Here is a 19,382-nt window from a genome sequence, read left to right as displayed (position 1 = left end):
AGAGACTAAGCGCCACGGTCGAGATGGCTCTTCTCAAGATGCGGATTGAAGTAACAGCCTGACGCCTTCAAGCTTATTAATCAGCGCGCATAAGAGCGGGCAACTATAGTTTTTGCGAACTCGGACGTTAAATGATTGCGGCCGAAAACTGGAGATCGTGCAAATCGCTACAAGCGAGACTCCCATCGTCGCCCTCTCTTCATTCGCAGCTTAAAGGAAACTCTATATGTGGTTCAGCGGGGACGTGCATATTCCACGCGCGAGGCAATACGACGTGAAACGTGCCGGCAAGCGCGTGACCTGGAACACCGCTATTGCCCCTTACCGCACCTCGCCGCTAACAGTAGATCCTTTCGCGTTTGCACTGGCCGCAGCTAGAACTTCGATAATTGGCGGCGGTCGCCTCGGACTACGGGGCCAATTGGCCGGCTTTGGTCTCAGTCTTGCCGCTCTGGCGTATCTCGAAAAACGGCCGGGAAAGAAGCTGACCGCCCATGCGCATTTCTCCAAAACTAAAGACTTCATCGGCAAGGCACTCACTGGGGCCATCGGCGCGGCGTTGTACCACCTGGAAATGGAAGCCTTGGGCTACGTTTGGCACGGTCACTGGGAAGACTGCACTAAATCGTCTTCAAAGACCAAGCACCCCGACTTCGTTTATGCCAACACCACCGATGTTTGTATCTCGGACGGCAAGGGCACCTTCAACAAACCAGATACGACAGCAAAGAGTGGCTGGCGAGCGCAAATCCTACCCCATGCGAAGACAGTGCTGACCTTTGGCGGTACGGCAACAAAGGGGATCGTCATTGCGACGGGTTTGCAGTACACGAGGTCCGCGAACCGGAGTGAGCTCGTGATTGCGCATGGCGATTTTGGGCCCCTCCCGCACGCCCGGGCCCTGCCGTCGGCAGTACGTTCCGTGCAGCGCGCCAATTTCATTGCCGCCTTTTATTTGCTCGGGTTGAACGCTTACGCAAGCAAGTTGGCCAACGCTAAGGCGGAGGGAGAAGACACGGCCGAAAAAACTGACAAGAACGGGATACAGGTCTACCTCAGCCGCCCTCGCGCTTCGTTTGTGGATAGCCGTGGCAACGAATGGATCATGCGCGTCGGATGCCGAGCCTCCCTGGTGGATGAGGTATGCGCCACGCTGCTGGGAGCAACGATCGGCAAGCGCTGCTCGAGAAACCGGACATGATTGGCACTCAAAACCAGGGGGAATCCGAAAAGACAGTGATACGGTCCAGTCTGGACGGCTTGATGGGAATTTTCGAACGCCTGTAGCCGCCGACGCTACAGATTGGCAGGTAGGACCACGCAGTAATCGACGTCGCGGCTGCGAGTCTGTTCCGCTCAATTCACCACTGAACTTGAACAATTTTCTTGAGCTGTCCCAACAAAGGCCTGGACGACTGAACAAAAAAATCTCTTCAGCCGCTCAGTTCATGTGCTCATCGAGCAAATAGCTCAGTCATTTCATCGGCTTGAGTACTCTCCACGCCGGATTTGTCAGCAAAGCGCCGTCTCTGTCGCCGCCCAGCCATGCGCCGCAGTCGCCTCTCGCCACTTCGCGCCGCCCTAAGGCACGATGGCGCGTGCGATGAGAAATCAAGGACTTACGTCATCCGCAGAACAATTCGAGTTGAACAAATTGAACTGCGAACAATTTTTTCTGAACCTGCGCCCGGGTACCTTCCATGATCTCGGATAGGCAGCCACCTGAAGAGGTCGTAGTGTGAGAAAAAACGTTGAGAAACGCCTCCGGGAGCGCGGCCATGACTCTGGAAAGTCCACTGTTACATAAGGAATGCTGTGACCTGCAATCCGCGGCAGAACGACTGCCTACCGAAGTCGGGCTCGCACTAAGTTTCCTCCCTGGAAGCCGGGCCCGTCTACGCAGCTCGGGCCGCAAATGCAATGTTTCGGGTCAAAGGGCAGTCGGGGCATCAAACAGATATTCCAGAACTCTCCCTGCTCGATCCTTCAGCAGATATCCGGACTGAGGGTATTCGACACCTCGCTAATCGAGCGCTTCCCAATTGGCCACGTGCGTTAATTTGGCAGGAACGCGTGTCGAGTGCACCGCTTTCTGATAGTGACTTCGAATTAGTGCTGGAAGAGCTGCGACAGCTAGCACAACCAACACTCGCCAGGATCTTACAAAGCCTCCAAAGCGGGGGCTTTAGTATCTCAGAGATAATTCCCAAGGCCACGGCCTACTACGAATCGATCTTGGGATCAATCCCGGAACACATCGGACCTAAGGAGTATGCCGCGGAATTGCTCACACCTCACCTCGCTGCCATCATTGCAAAGAGTCCGCCTTGGGCCCTTAGGTGCCTTCAAGCAGTCTGCGTTACAGAAAGTGTAGATCCGGTGGCTGCCATGGCTTTTGTGTCGAACGACGACCTGTTGACTGCCTTTCAAATAATAGGCATCGGCGTCACTCCTTTCGCTCTAATGGTCACTTACGAGCTATCTAGAGCTCGCGCGTCTTCCGATGAGCGATTTAGCCCGATTTCGCGAGAGGCCCTAAAGCATCTCATCGAGAACGGCGAAAAAGAGGAAGCGCGAATCGAACATGTCGATCTTCTGATTAAGCTAGCGCAACTGACAATGGCTTCGATCAGCCAGGCGAGCGCCCTAGCGCCGGCGCCCGTATTTTGGCGAAGGCTGGCAGCGTTTACCCATGCAACCATCATTCTCGAAACCATTTTCCTGTCCGACGAGGAAGCGCACGATTTAACAAGCCAACTCGACGGCAATCTCGCCGCAGACTACATGACGGTCGAAATGCTTGATCATCTTGCGGAGCCCAGATGGAGCTTTGAGGACCTTAGCCCCCGCCAACCTTGGGGTACCGCATTGCTTCGCGCGACGGACAACGCATCGGCAGTAGGGCTTCCTGCTACACAGACGGCATCGCAGCCCGAAGAACTCGAGTCATACTGTCGACTGCTAATCGGCTTGCCCGACATTATTGATGGTGGTAGGCGCGACTGGGCGCTCCACCCTGCCAAGTCGCTAGACGAGGATATTCTCGATCCCTATTCTCACCTTGAAAGCGAGAGTAAGCAAATGCAGATGTTTACGGCGTTAGCGCATTATGCCCGGGCACACCACTTCAACGAGAGCCTACTATCAAAGCGTGCCAAATTATCAAGGCGTTCTCTCCGCCGACGGAAGACTGTTTTAGGCAAACTGTTTTGACGCTCGAGCCTTGCTGCAAAGCAGCAAGCAGGCAGGGAGATGTGAAACTGGCAGAAGCGGCAGTGGAGAAAATTCTCGAATACTGCGATAACTTGAACGACCCCAAACAAGTTGAGCCCATAGTATGGCTAATCCTGCTAGCTGCCGGCGCAGAAAAAGATAAGATTTCCGCCTCCAAATGGGCAGGAGACAAGTTACTAACCCTCGCCTACAAGTTGCCACGTGGTGCATCATGTTCCGCGCTCGCCGCAATTATCGCGCGTTTTCAACGTCTGATTCCTCTTGGAGAACGACATTGGGGAAAAGCATTGATTACAGCTAGCTCAGCTTGCTAGCTTAGTCGCACGCAGTTTTCCCTAGACCACCTCAAGCGACTTGGCGCTCTGATTTGCTCGCGAAATAAGATCGCCTTCCCAATGCCCTGGCCATGCGCGGTCTTCGATGTCCGTAGGACGACAGCGAATTGAGATGCCGTCGGAAGTGCCGCGCTCTGAACAGCATCTACAAAATGCTACACTATTTTATTTGAATATTTCTACATGCCTCGAAGGTCACAATGCTGCCGTCAATCAGTCCACCCGCCAGTGAGTCCATCGTTTTCTTTGATGCACCCAATAAACAGACGGCTCCAAGACCTCCACCGTCGACCTTGGCGTTCAATTCGAAGACCGAAGCAAGTGCCCGCCGCTTGGTGACAACGAAATGGGACCAGTGGTTCGCACACCCCAAAAACCAAGGGGCCCCGGCTAGAAGCCTGAGCGTTACTCGCGACGCAATCACTGCATGCATGGCTGCTGACGGCACCAAGAATGAGATGCCTATTGCGCTGTATCAGAACTTGTTGGAAATGCTGCTCGAACGTCATCCCGTCACTGGCAAGCTGTTTGTCACCGCCCCAATGGCAACGTCGCCGCCGCATCAGCGCAAATCATTCGGCGAGCTGCTGTCGGTCCCGATTGCGCTTGCCGCGGCGTTAGAGAACGGTTACGTGGACTTCGTTTCTCGACGAGACTTTGACGTGCTTTGGCCGGCACACTATGGCCCCTGGATTAACCGATGGCAGGGGCTGGCGCCAGACTACCTGATGACCCACATGAATGGCGGGCTAGCTTTTTACGAAATAAAAGGCGTTTCCGGCCGGTATCAGGCAAAGCCACGGGGGTACGGCCCTAACAAGACGCAGTCAATTAACGCGACGCTCGGTGCGGTCAAGCCTCGGCATCTGCTGGCGTACACGTACCTGCCGGCGGGCGCGTCGACGATCACGCAACCAGTCTCCGTGCAATGGTTTAACGCAGAGTCGAACCCGCGCCCATCGGCACCCGCACTTCCGTCGCCGGTGGAACAATTGGTACATCTTACCGTTGCGCTGGGCCAGTTGAGGCGCCAACTTCTAGCCTTTGACCGCTCGTTGGAAGAAGTTCTCGATGACACCTCGCACCCAGGATTTCTGCGGCGCGGTCGCGACCTCGTTGAAGCCCGAGACCGTGATGATGTCAGTCCAAGAATGCTGATCTCGCACGGTGCGATCAAGCTGTTTGGCAGACACGCATCGCTGCTGCAACATCTCCGGCTGTTGAGCTCGTCGGTGCTGCTTGACCGAGGCATTCAGGCATCAATCGCGGAGTACTATGATCAGCTGCTCGAACTGCGGCGGAGAGCCCACACCAGCGAGAATGTGCTTTTCGACGCGGAGAGCCCTCCATACAAAGTGCTTTACGGTTACAAGAATGGCACAAGCCTGGTCACACCATTCCGCTAGGCATTCCGCCGGCTCATCCGGATAGTCACCTTTCACCTGCTCCGCTCCGCTAAAGGTGTGTGGCTGGACCACATTGCGTTCGCGAGAAAGCAGGAAATTGCGACTACGCTTTAGGATAAAGACACGAGCTATAGGCTGGGGCGTGTCGAAGCAGCACGATCACGTTTCGGGTTTGGCAAGTGCACATTGTTCAGCGAAAGCGTCTGAAGCGAGACTGGCGCAACTTCTTCGAGTCGTATGATTTGCTCATCTGCGCTGTCTCGACCTCCCCCTAACCGCGCGCAATCGTCGGTGAACGGAAAGAAGCACGACACCACCACTGGTCTCATTTAGACCGGCTACCCTGGAATGATCGGTCTCCCTGCGACGTCGTTCCCATTGGCGCGCACACGCGCGGGTCTGCCCGTTGGAGTGCAGATCGTCGGCCGCACTTTAGCGGATGCAACCGGCATTCGCTTTGCTGAGTGAATGAAAAAAAAGTGGTACCGGTTCACGCCTCCGCCGTTGGAATTCGGCAGGCCAGAATAGGTCCATAGAAGTGCCCTGTGGTGGCCAAGTTTTTGTAAATTGGGAGCCTCGGATTTCAACCTGCGCAGCTTTGCGAACCAGTCCCAGTCTAATTTGCGAAGCGATGTGCTCTGTTGCCCTGCGAAACGGCACATCAGCCAGTGCTTTTACGAGCATCGCGAGACACACGCGACCAAAACCGGATATGACGGCCTGAGCAGCGATATAGAATTTGCCAAAAGATTTTGCTTTCCTTTTCATAACGCCCGACACATCGTTCCAATCTGGCTCTCGTTAGCCGGAGGAGTTAACGACCGTGCGAGCCAGGTGGCACGGCACACCTTAACTGCCGTTTCCGGCTGGACGAGCTAGCCATCTATCAGAGTTCTCCAGCCGCCGGACAAATTCGCTATTTCCGAACGCACAACTTTTATAAGCTTCGCGTGCTTCGAGCAACGGAAAACTATCCTCACCGTTTACATCAAATGGCATATGCTCAAGCAACGAGTATCGCTCAACTAAACACTTGTAAGCCCAGTAAGTCCTATCTTCCGATTTACAATAACAGTTAACCGCCAAGAGCTGAGTTAGATGAGAACTGAGGAACGCTCGCACAATGTTTGCATACTTCTTTTCTTCATCTGATGGTAACTGATCAAGTATAGCGTCCGGCGTAAACCTTCCTCCCAAGGTACTACCAGGACTATTGGTGGCAATGAGCTTGAATAGCTGATAAAGAATTCGAAAATAGTGGCCAACGCTTGCGTCATGGCGCATCAGGAACTGACGCGCAGTGCTCAAATATGAGGCAGACCGCAGTGAGTGATGATGAACTCGCTCGATTTCGCTACTAAAGTCCTCATAGACCGATCGGGCCGACAGACTATCTAAGACCTTATTGTGCTGATCCAGTAACGCAAAAAAAGTATCTTCAAAGCGCTGCTTATCTAATGTCGCTGACTGTTCGCTCATCGCTCGACGGGTTTCGCGCAATTCTGTACGTTGTATTTGAATCGAACGGGTAAGCCAAAACAAAGCTAGAAAGGCTACAACCGGGTTTAGCAAGCCCCCGAAAAAATCGCCAAAGGCTCCCCAGGCAGCTGGGTCAGTAACGTTTATGGGTAGCTCGGCGATCCCATGCCACCACGCAAAATAAGCTGCTGGCACAGTCAAGAGCACTACTAGTACGGCTACGACGGTAATGGTCGTGGACCTCTGTAATCTTTCCTCCTCCCAATTCTCACCCAACGCGTTCTGCCGCAACTTTTGGTCCATTCGCTCTCCAATTTGCACGAGGCCTTTAATAATCGACGGCTCTGCCACTCAGCCAAGGTGACACCAAGCATAGTCACCACCTACAGATGACATGCTAGTGCAAAGCCAAAAGCCACGAAACCGAGGATAAGCGGTAGAACAAGCCGCTTACGGTAAGTTTTCCAGCAAGCGCAGATCTAGCGGGTCAAAGATGTAGGAAGACAGGGTATCATCGAATCAGCAACTGGAAGGCTGGGCAGCAATTACTCGGGCCATGAGAATTTGCGCAGAGGCATGAGGCACGCCCTTACAGGCACTACTACTTGGTCAGTCCTTGAAATCCTAATCCGACGAAGTTATCAGCCTAATGCTGCCCCTAGCGGAGACTTGACGCCTTAGGCGCTCGTTCTCACGCTGAAGTTCGTCTACCTTCGCATGCAGAGCAGCCAAGTCACTGGAACGTCAGAATTTCACATGCCGAGAAAAATAGGGACGCAAGATTTGCTAGTTGTCTTCCAGAAATATGAATAGGCCATCACAAAGCTCGGATATGGGGCGCGTTTTGAGTAAGTGCTCCGCACGAGCACGCGCAAGCTCTGACTTAAGGTCATTGCCATTGACTAATACCTTCGAGACCGCCGCGCACATCGTCTCGATGTCTTTTGTATCCAGGGAGGGGTAGATGGGCAGAACTAGGTGTGTTTTAGAAAACTGCGTCGCCCCCATGAGGCCAGATGGTCCAATTCTTGCACGCTCCTTAACTGTGGGGTGCTCGGAAATCAGGCGAGGAAAATGCACGCCCACTGGGATTCCTTCGGCTAACAGCGCCGCAAGAGCAACGTTACGTTCAATGTGTTTCGGATCCACACATAGAGGATACGTCCACCAAGTCCGAACACCCTCCGCAGGCAATTTCAGACATGAATGGCCTCCCAAAAGCCCATTAAAAACAGCTGCATTCGCCGACAACTTCTGCAAACGCTCGGGCAGCTCGCGCAGCATGACCCGCCCGATCGCGGCTGCTACCGAAAAAGGGCGAAAGTTGAGTCCCGCTTGCACACTGGACAAATGCTCGATCAGATCATTGGTGGTTGGCTGAGTGCCGACGAGTCGAGACGAATTGAGTCTCGTCCATTGCTCTCCCTCATGCCGTGCCAGTCTGAGCCGCTCTGCAAGAGCGTCCGAGTTGGTCGCGATCGCGCCACCTTCACCCAACCTCAATAGTTTGCTCTCTCCGAAACTAAAGCAGGTCGCGCCATATTCCGCAAGCGTGGAGGTGATGCCTCGCTCTCCTAATAATTGCGCGTTGTCGGCGATATACACGGCATTGTGTCGACCACAGAGCTCTACGATCTCGGCCGCGCCGCTGCATAGTCCGAAAAGATGAGCCTGCACTACTGCGCGAATGGAATACTGCTCAAATGCTTGTGCGAGAGACCGAGGATCCATCGACTGAGTGGTCGGGTCGATATCGATCAGAACGGGATGCGCTCCTAGAGCCAATACAGGCATGCATGTGCCAATATACGTGTAGCCAGGCACTGCGACGTGGTCCCCAGGACCTATCCCAGAAGCCATCAGACTCGCCAATATGGCTGTTGTGCAGCTGTTCACCAACACAGTGTGCTTTGCACCCACAAACTGAGCGAATTCCGTTTCAAACGCCGACACCTCGTCCGAAGTGAACATGGACCATCCCCCAGACTGCAGTGCGCGTATAGCCGCATTGCCACAGTCCTCGGAAGCCTTCACTCTATTGCGCGGGAACTGCCGACTGCATGCGAGCGCATCGCCTCCTAGGAGGGCGAGGGTAGAGGGTGATCTCATGTCCGTCATTGGCATAGATATCCACCATCAAGCGGAAGGACGTGCGACGTCGTCATCGTAAGTCCGTGAAGCGCATCGACTGCCACCGCGACATCGGACACCTCGCAGATCCGCCCTAAGGGAATATGCGCGACAAGCTCGCGTTCTTTTCCTGGTTGCGCCAGAAGACTGTCTGCCATCGGAGAGCGGATGATGGTCGGACAGATCGCATTAACGCGAATCCTGTCTCTCGCCCACCGCATGGCAAGTGCACGCGTGGCAGTTACCAAAGCGCCTTTAGAGGCTGCGTAATGCATATCATGGCGGACGCCGACCTCGCAATCCTGTCCGCCACTAGCCACGATTGCATCGGCGGATGCGATGAAAACGACTGAGGGATCCCGCCCCAGAAGCAACAGTGAGCGCAGCCGCTCAGTCAGCAGCATTGGACCTAGATAGTTCGAGCGCCACAACGCTTCCATCGCAGAGGACGACACCGCGACGGTGTCATCGTCATGGAAGACGCCAGCCGCATGAATTAGTAGATCGATGCTCTGCACACACGACTGGATTTTTCCAACAGCCTCATCAATGGCCGACATGGAAGCGATATCACATTCGATATAACGGTCCAACGCAGCTTCATCGTGGTCTGAGGCACGCGGTAGGCGATCGATGCCGATCACCGTCGCGCCTTCTCGCAGGTATTTTTCAACCAGATGCTTTCCCACGCCGCCTTTGCTGCCCGTCACCACCACCTTCATTGGAGTTTCTCTCATTTTTATATCGAAATTTGAACAGGGTTTTCCTCCGGACTTAGTCATAAGCGCGACTGTCCGCACATTTACTCTTGTTAATACAACAGAAATAAAACCCCACCGAGCACGGCGGCGACTACTGTAACCGTCCAGCTTGCACCGTCTCGGATGCTCCATAGACGACAGCGTCGCTTCGCTGACTTCATTAGATGTTTTCGCAGATGATCCGTTGCTTTGGCCCGTGACTTCGTCAGTAAGCTGGCACCTGCCGAACCATGCTCTTTCGCCGATTTTGAAGCCAAGTCGCGGCACATAGGAAACGGCACACCGCATGGGTCTTTCGGCACAAAATCTGCACTCAGTAACGAGTCGTCCTTTAACGTGCGAAGTCCGACCTCATAGCCATGGCGCATGAGCGAACACACCTCCTCCATGGAGAACCTGTCGAGATCCGTACGAATTCCCTTAGTAAGTTTCTGGATCACGATGTCCTGCACGCAGTATCCATTGGCGCCTACCGTGCCGGTAGGCATCTCCTGCACGGTGTCTTCGATCTTGACCACAGTAACGAAGGGTTCGTTTCCTTGTGTCTGCCGACTGATATTGCGTGCAGCTCTTTCGGCTTCAAGCTCAGCCACTCGCTTCATCAAGATGTCGGTTGTCCTAACAGTCCGTTTTACCATTGAGCTAAAGCTCTCTGGCCCGGACCATTCAAAAGGAGCCGACGCATCGCTCACCAGCGCAAGATTGCACCAATCCTCCTCTCGTAGCGCTTCCGCCTCTGCGAGCATTCTTGTCAAGCCTAGGTTGTCAAAAACTCCTCCGTCGGTAAGCCGTTCCGTTCGCGGAAACGATTCGACGCCTGACATCGCATCCTTGGCTGATAACGCAATAGGCGGAAAGAGTGGAGGAAACGCCGACGATGCAGAAACCGCGCTCGCCACGGAAAGATGCGAACTATCATGCAGCGTGGTGCCGTCGTTGAAGCCCTTTTTCGTAAATGTGACTAGCTTCCCCGACTTCATGCTGGTAGCTAAAAAATTGAAGAACGGCAACTCGGGAAGTTGACCAAGTTCCGCTTTACCAAAGACTGCGTCAGCTTGGAAAAGTCGTTCTAGATAAGCCGTGCGCCACCGCCCAAGAAACGGCAGAAAGAGCCAAAAGCGGCGCACTATGCGGCCTCTAACATCGGTACGTGCCAACCTAAAGAGGGCTGAGGCCGCTTCAAAGAATGCCTCGTCATCTTGTCCCGAAGCGTAGGAATCCCAGTTCAGCGCTAGGTTTGCAGCGAGAATACTCCCACCCGATACTGAATAGACCGCGTTCACCCGGCTCAAAAGTCCTGCATCTCTGAGCAGCTTAATCAGGCCTAAATGGAAGAAAGTTGCGCGAAAGCCTCCTCCGGAGAGACACAGTCCTATCCTGACGTCGGCTTGCGGTCCGGTGAGGTCCGCACGGCGTTCCGCCGGCCTGGTCAGCAGCGTTATATCTTCTGCTTCTAACGCCTTTCGGTACTCAATAATGCGGCTCGACAGCTCCATCACCTGTGCCGCGCGAGTTGTACGGCGATTCTCAAAGGGCAGAAGCCATCGTTGATACGACTCTAGCGCTTCGTTCGTAGCGGCCAGCAGACGCTTATGAATAACTTCCGGCTTGTGCGTTAGAAAAATTGCCTTTGAGCGCTCGGAGAGTTCCATCGCACTGCCTCCTTGAGTGGAAAGCAATGGCGCAGCAAAACACATCTCAGGCCAAACGACTTCCCTCCCCGATTCCTGCTGAGTCCGCAATCCGATATTGAGGAAGCAACGATGTGTCATCCAAGAATAGGCGCTACGGTTCGCTTCGAAAAGGACTACTTGCCGTGATGGTGAATCTCTTTGCCGCTCTTCCACATAAAGAGAGAGCCACGCCGCCATATCGCCCATCCAGAACGCATCGAACCATTTCGGTCGTCTAACCGAGGCGTAGAGACTCGAAAGCAACTCGGCTGACGAAATAGTTGGACAACGAAGCTTTAACTTATCGACGAATCTCTGAACATCTAAATCCAGACACACACTTTCTTGAAAGGCACGAAATTGAGGCAATACATTTTGCACGGAACTCGGGGGTCGATACTCCTGAATGCATTCCCTGAACTTCTGCGCACCCCGCACCGCAGAGTTGGTAAGCCGAGTGAACTCATCTGGGTCTTTCCGGAACAAATCCTCGACGGCCTCACTCATCAACCTCGTTCTAATTGAGCTGTCTGCCAACGCCCGAATGAATCGTTGCGTAACACTGATATCACGCCCAGGCTTGGTCGCACCTCCTCCCACCAACGTCCGAGATTCAGAATCGCAGATGAAGGCTTGTACAACGCAACCCTTTGCTGCTAACTCGTTCATCATCCTGAGAGTGCCAAGTTGTCCTAGATGATATCTGAGCACATCGGAGGGATAGGCCGGCTCAACACTCCAGAAAGTGAGCACATCGATATTGTTCGGGTCACCCCCGAACTTCTCGATAAAAACGTCGGCCTGAGGGTCCAGCAACAAGGTTCCGCTACTTTCCCGTAACATTCGTTTGCGCACTCATAAATTTATTTTGGCCTGCACAATCTCCAACGCCTCTTGGAGAACTTCTTCTACCTCGCCGCCTGCATTTAGTCTCACGAAGCGTGGCCGGAGGGCCGCCACCTCCACGAACTTATCCTGAAGCCATAATAGATATTCGAGTTCGGCGGGCATTGGGGCGCGACCGTTCCGCATCTCAAGGCGATGTGCAAGCTCTTGCGGCGAAAGTGTCAGCAGTAAGGTGCAATCAGGAAGCCGCAGCCCAAGACTCGAATACAAATTCTCCACTGCCAACACCACTTTATTTGCATCGAAAGACCCCCTCGAGTGGAGCGACGATCCTTGATAGATGCACGCTGATTCAGGCCCCCGATCACTGACCAACACGTCGCAAGTTTCAGCCGTGTCCGCAATAGCTGCCAGTTCGGCATATAGCATGAAAAAGAACGCGGCGGCCGGGCCTGACGAAAAGCCTTCGCTGATGAAGGGAGAACGTTGCAGCGCCTGCTCAATTTCGTTGGAAATGTTAGACGAGGCTGGAAACTCCGACTTAATTGCGGCCCGCACGCCGCGCCCTATCAAATCCGAGCGCAGTTTCTGAACGAGTGTCGTCTTGCCGACGGCATCGACGCCTTCGACGCTGAGATAAAATTGGGAACTCATAACTGCTCGCGAGGCAACATCATTGTATGGCCGATGACCTCCAGCATATTAGTGTCGTCGGCTGACCGATTTTCTTTGAGAATATGTAGATCGCTGCTAGAAATCCAGCGATATTCTACGAAGTCGTCTCGCGCCATGCAAACTTCCTGACCAGTTCGAGAGAGGGTTACTCTGAAGTCGAACTGGCGCACCTTGCGTATGCGTTGGGCTCGTTTGACCTGCCACTCCCAGATCGCGGTCAATGTGTCAATGGCGCCAAGTTCGAGCCCCACCTCTTCGAATACTTCTCGTCGAAGCGCCTGCTCGAGTGTCTCACCCGGCTCAACATGACCGCCCGGCAAATCCCAACACGATGGCAAGAAGGACTTCCACGGTGCGCGTCTGAGTATTAGAACTCGTCCCCAATCGTCCAAAATAATGGCATTGACCACACAAAGGCGGCCTGATCGCACGGCAGACCGTTGCAGCGACTCATAATACGAATCCGGTTCACCATTAGAACGGCGGCACAATAATTGCATGATTTTTAGCGAAATTTGCAGGTGGATGATTGTTGCTACAATCTACTATTGTACCGCGTGCCTTCAATATTGTATAAAAGGGCGACTAACTCAATGCCCACTGTCTAGTTGCCAATGCGACCCAAGACCGTTTCCGCAATAGTGCCTTATCCACTCAAGTCGTCCGCATGAAAACTTAGAAATTCAGGGTTCCAACCTGGGCGCGTTCCGGACAAATATATCGGACTGTTCCGCTTCGATTCACAAATCGCCTCTTCCCAGTTTTGCACTGTCCAATATGTGAAGAAACATCAGCCGACGTATGCCAAATCTTGGAATGGTTCTTTTCCTACCAATGCCTCAAATACTTTGCGGGGTGCATATTCGAATTCTCTCCTAAATGCTAACGCGAGGTTGCCTTGCCACATTAGGCCCGCTCAACGCAACGGCCACGTCAAATCCCTTGAATTAGACACGTTCGACGCGCACCGGCACCAGATTGAGAAAATACCCAACTAGAAATCGAACGGGTCCGGCTCACGGAGCCCGAGCCAAGACTCCAGGGATATCTTCAGTTTTTCCAGCTCGATTTGATTCTCTGCAAACGCGGCAAAATCAATTGATTGAATGCGAGTATTGGCTGCCTCGATGCCTATGAAGTCCTCAACGGTTGAACGATTGAATCGGATATGCGAGGTGGACACTCTATCGCCATGGGTATGCGATGTCCCACGCGTGGCCATTCTCGACACGACGGCCACGAACCCCGCATCAGTCCGAATTCTCTCAGCAACCCATGCCTTTGGTACATCCAAAGACCCCTCGAATTTCGCCCATCGAGAGAGATGCGAGAAAAGGTCGAGATCGCTTAGGAGATCTTCGCCCCGCGCCGCGCGATCTGTGATCAGCCGAAGCCATACCGCCTTCATGCCCTCGAGTCCCTCAGCATTCATGGCTGGGGCAAAACCAGCACGACGCTCCTCCGGCAGATCCGCGGGATCACTAAGATGAATCAGCACGGCCCCTACCGACAACGCCCCAGAGCGCTCCAGGGCAGCGAGCGCGCGCTCTGCCCGCTGTTCTTGAGGAATGCGCTTTAAGTACCAATTCGTTGCTCTCCAGGCCGAGATCCAAGGTGAGCTGAACGCGTCTCCAACGGGCTGCCCTGCAAATTTTTGTGCGAGGGAGAACATCGCGGGAAGCAGAACAGCCGCGTTCTCGATCGGCAAGCGATCAACGGACTCATCAAGGCGCTTGACTAGCGAACTCAGCAAGTCATCACGCTCAAGCCCCTCTATGACCTGAGCGAGTCGCTCATCTGACTCCGTACTTTCAAGAAACAAGACGAACCGTCGCTCTGACACCTCGCCAGCGGCCGTCTGTAGTTCGAAGTAGCGAGCAAAGTAGCGGGGCGAGCACACGCGCTTCTCTGCGAGCCACATCGCGTGAAAATCCGCCCCGTAGCTCACTCCGCCAAAGAACCTGGCCAGTTGAGGAAACAGCTCTACAAGAGCATCCCGGGTGGCTTCTCGCCTTGCCAAAGAAGCAGACTCCAGCAGATTTTCCACTGCGGCCCGTGTTTGATCTCGCTGACGATCATCCATTCTCCCTCGTAGTTGAAGCACTAAGTCTCTTTCCCGGAATAGCGCGCCGTGAACGTTCGGTTCTGCGACCCGAATCGCCTCCAGAAGCAAGAAATCCACGAGGTTGACTTCGAATACATCGTCGGCCATATGCATTGGCAGGTGAACCGATATGGACGACAGAAGCCGCCGCGCGTCCCTCATGTTGCTCAATAGTGGTTGGATGGACCCTATGAAGACGTTTCCCCATCGAGTCTCGGAAAAACCGTTCTGCTCCGTCGCATGAGCGCCAGCTAAAACTCCGAGAGTCTCGCCGAACAGTCGGTGAACGGTGGACACTGGAACTGCTGGCAAGTCGAAATTCGTCTGCACAATCTTCTCAAGGAAAGCGCGGCCATCGCCACCAGCTATGTCCTTAAGAGCCGCTTCAACGATACTTGGTTGAAAAAGGAGCACAAAGACAATATTGGGCAGATTGGCATTCGCTTTTACCTGCCGAAGGAGCCGTGCACCCACGCGCCCATGGAAATTGAAATCATTGTCATTTACAATTTCCACCCTTCCCGCCTGTTGGCCTTCCGACCGCTTCCGTCACGTGAGTTCCGAACTTGAGTCCGTGCGCTTCTACAAGCTGCACCGGAGCGATCTGATAAGCTACGCCGACAGTTTCGTGCGGGACCGCGCCTGCGCCGAAGACATCGTGCAAGACGCCTGGGAACGCGTGCAGGCGGTCGAGCAAGGGCGCTCGCTGGCTGAGCCGTTGGGGTATTTCTACCGCACGGTGCGCAATCTGGCGCTGGATTGGCTGCGCGCGCGCAAGCGCGATGGCGCCGAAACCGACAGCGATCCCACCGAGCTGGCCGCCACGCTTCAAGACCAATCCCCCTCGCCGGAAGCGACCGTCTCGGCACGCAAGGACCTCAGCATGGTCCTTGAAAGCCTCAACGAATTGCCCGAGCGTTCCCGCCTCGCCCTCACTTTGCACACCGTCGACGGACTGAAATTGCGAGAAATTGCCCAGCAACTGGGTCTCTCGGTGACCTTCACGCATCAGCTGATCGCCGAAGCGAAGATGCATTGCATCCAACGTTTGTCGCGCCGCCTGTGAAGCACGAAGATCACGACGCCGCCTGGGATGCCGCGCTGCGCGCCGCGGTGGATTGGAGCATCCTGCTCGACGACGACCCCGACGATCCCGATCTGCGCGCGCGCTTCGAGGCGTGGCGCATGGCCGACCCGCTGCACGATGGCGCCTGGCGGCAAACGGCTCACGTCGACGGCCTGATCCGCCAATCGCACGCGGCCAGCTCCGTGCCACATTCCGCGCCCCAGCCCACGCCCGTGTCCGCATCCGTTGCGCCCGCTCCACCTCGCACGCCGACGCGGCCGCGCGTGCGGCACATCGCCGCCGGCGTCTGTCTGGCGGCCCTGGCCTGGTGGGTGGCGCCGATCGTCTGGCTGCAGGCCCAGGCCGATGTCATCACCGACTCCAAGAGCCAGGCGGAGATTCGTCTGGAGGACGGCAGCCTGGTGCGTCTGGCGCCCGGCAGCGCATTTCGCGCCAACGTTTCCGCCGCCGGACGGGAGGTCACGCTGTATGCGGGAGAAGCGTTCTTCGAGGTCAGCCCCGACCCTGCCCGCCCGTTCAAGGTCGAGGCCAATGGCACACAGGTGCGAGTCCTGGGCACCGGCTTCAATGTGCGGATCGGCGAGCGCGACACCGATGTCGCGGTCAAGCACGGCCGCGTGCAGGTCGAATACACCTCGCCTCCTGCCCCGGCCGAGGTGCTGACCGGCGGCCAGTGGGTGCGCATGTCGGCGAAAGGCGGTGCCGTCCGGGGCGATGTCTCGCCGGATGTCGTGGGGAGCTGGTCGGGCACGCGGCTGGTGGCCGTCGACCGTCCGTTGCCCGACGTCATCGAGGATCTGGGCCGGCGCTATGCCGGCCGGATCGTGCTGCTGGGCGACGCGCCGCAGGATCTGAGCGTGACCGGCATCTTCGACACTCGCGACGCGGCCGCCGCGGCCGAGCTGATCGTGCGGCCGCACGGTGGCCGGGTACGTCAGGTCACCCCGTGGCTGCTGATTGTGTCGCTGGACGGCCAGGCCTCCTGAGCCCTTTCCCCTACGCATCGTAGGGAAATACCGAAAAAACCGTGCGCTGCTTCGTTGTGTGGATAGACCCCGCTCGGAACACCTGATCCGAGCCGCGGGATTTCGCACAATCGGAGTCAATGAAAATGAAGAAAAAAGTGGGGATGCGCCTGGCGTATGGCGTCGCAACGAGCACCATCGCCATCGCCGGGCTGACCATCGGCGTGCCCGGCCAGGCAATAGCGCAGCCGCGCGCCGCGCAGGGGGTCTCGTTCAACATCCCGGCGCAACCGCTCGCCGACGCCCTGGTGATCTTCGGTGCGCAGTCGGGCTATCAGGTGACGGTCGACGGCGCGCTGATTCGCGCAGCCCGCGCCAGCGGGGTGCAGGGGCAGATGCCCGCCTCGCGCGCGCTGAACGAGATGCTCGCCGGCAGCGGCTTCACCCATGACATCTCCGGCAACGTGGTGACGATCCGGCCACTGCCCCGGGGCTCGGACAGCACCACGCAGCTGGCGCCGGTGCTGGTCGAAGGCGGCGCATCGACGGCCTATGGCCCGGCGGATGGCTATATCGCCTATCGCAGCGCGACGGCGACCAAAACCGACACGCCGTTGATCGAGGTGCCGGCGTCGGTGTCGGTGATCACGGCCGAGCAGATCGAAGCCCAGCAACCCAAGACTGTCACGCAAGCCTTGCGCTACACGCCGGGCGTGACCAGCGAAGTGGCCGGCGGCCAGATCATCGCCGACCAACTCATCATCCGGGGCTTCCAACAGGGCACCGGCCGATTGTTGCGCGACGGATTACGCGGTTTTCCGAGCGACTATCTGGGATGGGACGCGCCGGAGCCGTACGGACTGGAACGAATCGAAGTGCTGCGGGGCGCCAGCTCGGTGCTCTACGGTGCGTCGGATCCCGGCGGACAGATCAACCTCGTGACCAAGCGTGCGCCGCGCACGCCCTTGTATCAGGTGCAGGTGCAAGGCGGCAGCAACGGCTATTCGCATGCGGCGTTCGACATCGGCGCGCCGCTCGACGCCGAAGGGGTCTGGTCGTACCGTCTGACCGGGCTGGTGCGCAGCAATGACGTGCAGGTCGACAAGATCCACAACGAGCGCACGTTCGTTGCGCCCACGTTCACCTGGCGGCCCAGCGCGGCGACCGAGTTCACGGTGCTGACCGAGTACCAGAAACAGACCGGCAACTTCGCCAATGCCCTGCCCGCCCAGGGCACGGTGCTGAGCAACCCGAATGGCACCATCCCGCGGCATCGCTATATCGGCGAGCCGGACTTCGACCGTTCGGTCAACGAGAAGACCTCGATCGGCTATCTGTTCGAGCACAAGTTCAACGACACCATCACCGTGCGGCAGAACCTGCGCTACTCGCATGTGCGCCACAGCAGCGATGAGTTGTTCCTGCTCGGTTGGGCGGATGCGGACCAGCGGGTGGCCAACCGTTTCGCGGACTCGCGGCGCGGCAGTGGCGACGTGCTGGCCATGGATAACCAGCTGCAATCGAAGTTCAGCACGGGCCCGATCGATCACACGCTGCTGACCGGCCTGGACTACAGCCGCATCCAGTACTCGCAATGGCAGCAGCTGGGCATGGCGGCGCCGCTGGACCTGTTCCGCCCGGTTTACGGCAATACCGACATGATGATGTTTCCGGGCAGCGACTACCGCCAGACGGTACAGCAGACCGGCCTCTACCTGCAGGACCAGCTGAAGTTCGACAAGAAATGGGTGCTGTTGCTGGGCGGCCGTTATGACTGGGTGCGCAACGAAAATTCCGCCACCTGGGCCTCGGCACCGGTGCAGAACGACGAGAAGTTCACCGGGCGCGCGGGGCTGGTCTATCTGAGCGATAGCGGCCTGGCCCCTTACATCAGCTACTCCGAATCGTTCCTGCCGGCCACGGGCCGCACGTTCGATAACCGCGTCTTCAAACCGGAAATGGGCCGGCAGTACGAGATCGGTGTGAAGTACGAGCCGCCGCAGTCCAACGCGATGTACACGCTGGCGCTGTTCGACCTGACCAAACGCAACGTCAGCACGCCCGATCCGGCGAATCCGGGGTTCAACATTCAGGAAGGCCAGACACGCTCGCGCGGCGTGGAGCTGGAGGCCAAGGTCGGCCTGACGCGCAACGTGGATCTGCTGGCGAGCTACACGTGGAACGACGTCAAGGTGAAGCGCTCCACCGAGCCTGAGATTCAGGGCAACCGGCCCATCCGCGTGCCCGAGCACATGGCGTCGGTGTGGGTCGATTACCGCCTGCCGGCCTCGGGACCGTTGGCCGGACTGCGCGTCGGTGGCGGCGTGCGATATGTCGGCGACAGCTACGGCGACCGCGAGAACTCTTTCAAGGTGTCGTCGTACACGGTCATGGACGCCATGGTGCGCTATGAATTCACGCCGGGACGCGGACTCGCGCTCTCGCTGAATGCGTCGAACCTGTTCGACAAGAAGTACGTGGCGTCTTGCTACAGCATGATGGGATGCCAGTACGGCCAGGGTCGGACCATGTACGCCACGATGGAATATGCGTGGTGATGCGGGTGTGATCGGGGTGTGATGGTAAAGCGGGCGCTCAGTCGAGCGCCCGCAAAAATGCAGTCTGACACCTTAAAAAAGGTACCAGTACGGCCAGGGCAGGACCATGTACGCCACGATGGAATATGC

Annotated in this window: 14 protein-coding genes; 7 read left to right on the top strand and 7 right to left on the bottom strand. The window is 56.4% G+C overall.

Features of this window, described 5'->3' with window-relative positions; translation table 11 throughout:
* The first annotated feature begins 226 nt into the window (after positions 1-226).
* From CEK29_RS08440 to CEK29_RS08430, 4 genes are all read left to right on the top strand, one after another.
* A complete protein-coding gene (locus CEK29_RS08440) occupies positions 227-1,201 on the top strand; it encodes a hypothetical protein (RefSeq protein WP_094857823.1) in 975 nt (324 codons plus the stop codon).
* Between the two features lie 719 nt (positions 1,202-1,920).
* Positions 1,921-3,213 carry a hypothetical protein gene (locus CEK29_RS23660; protein WP_141218325.1) on the top strand — a complete coding sequence of 431 codons (1,293 nt, stop codon included), beginning with the start codon at positions 1,921-1,923 and terminating at the stop codon, positions 3,211-3,213.
* A 41-nt stretch (positions 3,214-3,254) separates the two neighbouring features.
* Entirely contained in the window at positions 3,255-3,548 is a 294-nt protein-coding gene (locus tag CEK29_RS23655; protein ID WP_141218324.1) for a hypothetical protein, read from the top strand.
* Positions 3,549-4,000: 452 nt separating this feature from the next.
* Entirely contained in the window at positions 4,001-4,975 is a 975-nt protein-coding gene (locus CEK29_RS08430) for a hypothetical protein (protein WP_094857821.1), read from the top strand.
* An 849-nt stretch (positions 4,976-5,824) separates the two neighbouring features.
* Here the strand turns inward: CEK29_RS08430 and CEK29_RS08425 are convergent.
* The 7 genes from CEK29_RS08425 to CEK29_RS08395 form a co-directional block, all read right to left on the bottom strand.
* Positions 5,825-6,757, bottom strand: coding sequence for a putative phage abortive infection protein (locus CEK29_RS08425; protein ID WP_094857820.1), 933 nt, complete (start codon positions 6,755-6,757; stop codon positions 5,825-5,827).
* A 483-nt stretch (positions 6,758-7,240) separates the two neighbouring features.
* Positions 7,241-8,563: a DegT/DnrJ/EryC1/StrS family aminotransferase gene (locus CEK29_RS08420; protein WP_255176118.1), complete on the bottom strand. Its 1,323-nt coding sequence runs from the start codon at positions 8,561-8,563 to the stop codon at positions 7,241-7,243.
* Positions 8,564-8,568: 5 nt separating this feature from the next.
* Complete coding sequence (locus CEK29_RS08415; protein WP_176456861.1) at positions 8,569-9,321, bottom strand: SDR family NAD(P)-dependent oxidoreductase; 753 nt, start codon at positions 9,319-9,321, stop codon at positions 8,569-8,571.
* 74 nt (positions 9,322-9,395) lie between these two features.
* The gene (locus tag CEK29_RS08410) at positions 9,396-11,834 is read right to left on the bottom strand and encodes a patatin-like phospholipase family protein (RefSeq protein ID WP_176456860.1); all 2,439 of its coding nucleotides are present in this window, start codon (positions 11,832-11,834) and stop codon (positions 9,396-9,398) included.
* 39 nt (positions 11,835-11,873) lie between these two features.
* The gene (locus CEK29_RS08405; RefSeq protein WP_094857817.1) at positions 11,874-12,518 is read right to left on the bottom strand and encodes a dTMP kinase; all 645 of its coding nucleotides are present in this window, start codon (positions 12,516-12,518) and stop codon (positions 11,874-11,876) included.
* Entirely contained in the window at positions 12,515-13,039 is a 525-nt protein-coding gene (locus CEK29_RS08400; protein WP_094857816.1) for an NUDIX hydrolase, read from the bottom strand. The genes CEK29_RS08405 and CEK29_RS08400 overlap by 4 nt, the downstream gene beginning before the upstream one ends.
* Positions 13,040-13,533: 494 nt before the next feature.
* A complete protein-coding gene (locus tag CEK29_RS08395; RefSeq protein ID WP_141218321.1) occupies positions 13,534-15,159 on the bottom strand; it encodes a P-loop NTPase fold protein in 1,626 nt (541 codons plus the stop codon).
* A gap of 58 nt (positions 15,160-15,217) precedes the next feature.
* Here CEK29_RS08395 and CEK29_RS08390 point away from each other — a divergent pair, with 58 nt between their 5' ends.
* From CEK29_RS08390 to CEK29_RS08380, 3 genes are all read left to right on the top strand, one after another.
* Positions 15,218-15,709 (top strand): RNA polymerase sigma factor, encoded by a 492-nt coding sequence (locus tag CEK29_RS08390; RefSeq protein WP_176456859.1) that lies wholly within the window; start codon positions 15,218-15,220, stop codon positions 15,707-15,709.
* Positions 15,706-16,716 carry a FecR family protein gene (locus CEK29_RS08385; protein ID WP_141218320.1) on the top strand — a complete coding sequence of 337 codons (1,011 nt, stop codon included), beginning with the start codon at positions 15,706-15,708 and terminating at the stop codon, positions 16,714-16,716. The genes CEK29_RS08390 and CEK29_RS08385 overlap by 4 nt, the downstream gene beginning before the upstream one ends.
* Positions 16,717-16,841: 125 nt before the next feature.
* Entirely contained in the window at positions 16,842-19,253 is a 2,412-nt protein-coding gene (locus tag CEK29_RS08380; protein ID WP_255176101.1) for a TonB-dependent siderophore receptor, read from the top strand.
* The last annotated feature ends 129 nt before the right edge of the window (positions 19,254-19,382 follow it).

It is taken from the genome of Bordetella genomosp. 5 (assembly GCF_002261475.1).
GTDB lineage: Bacteria > Pseudomonadota > Gammaproteobacteria > Burkholderiales > Burkholderiaceae_B > Bordetella.
Note: the sequence above shows the minus strand (reverse complement) of the source record. Positions and strands in the feature narration are given on the sequence as shown.

What these genes read in the sequence shown, in the direction of transcription:
- CEK29_RS08400 (WP_094857816.1), bottom strand. Translation starts at nt 13,039, where the DNA reads ATGCAATTATTGTGCCGCCGTTCTAATGGTGAACCGGATTCGTATTAT.
- CEK29_RS08430 (WP_094857821.1), top strand. Translation starts at nt 4,001, where the DNA reads ATGGCTGCTGACGGCACCAAGAATGAGATGCCTATTGCGCTGTATCAG.
- CEK29_RS08405 (WP_094857817.1), bottom strand. Translation starts at nt 12,518, where the DNA reads ATGAGTTCCCAATTTTATCTCAGCGTCGAAGGCGTCGATGCCGTCGGC.
- CEK29_RS08420 (WP_255176118.1), bottom strand. Translation starts at nt 8,563, where the DNA reads ATGAGATCACCCTCTACCCTCGCCCTCCTAGGAGGCGATGCGCTCGCA.
- CEK29_RS08425 (WP_094857820.1), bottom strand. Translation starts at nt 6,757, where the DNA reads ATGGACCAAAAGTTGCGGCAGAACGCGTTGGGTGAGAATTGGGAGGAG.
- CEK29_RS08440 (WP_094857823.1), top strand. Translation starts at nt 227, where the DNA reads ATGTGGTTCAGCGGGGACGTGCATATTCCACGCGCGAGGCAATACGAC.
- CEK29_RS23660 (WP_141218325.1), top strand. Translation starts at nt 1,921, where the DNA reads ATGTTTCGGGTCAAAGGGCAGTCGGGGCATCAAACAGATATTCCAGAA.
- CEK29_RS08415 (WP_176456861.1), bottom strand. Translation starts at nt 9,321, where the DNA reads ATGAGAGAAACTCCAATGAAGGTGGTGGTGACGGGCAGCAAAGGCGGC.
- CEK29_RS08380 (WP_255176101.1), top strand. Translation starts at nt 16,842, where the DNA reads ATGAAGAAAAAAGTGGGGATGCGCCTGGCGTATGGCGTCGCAACGAGC.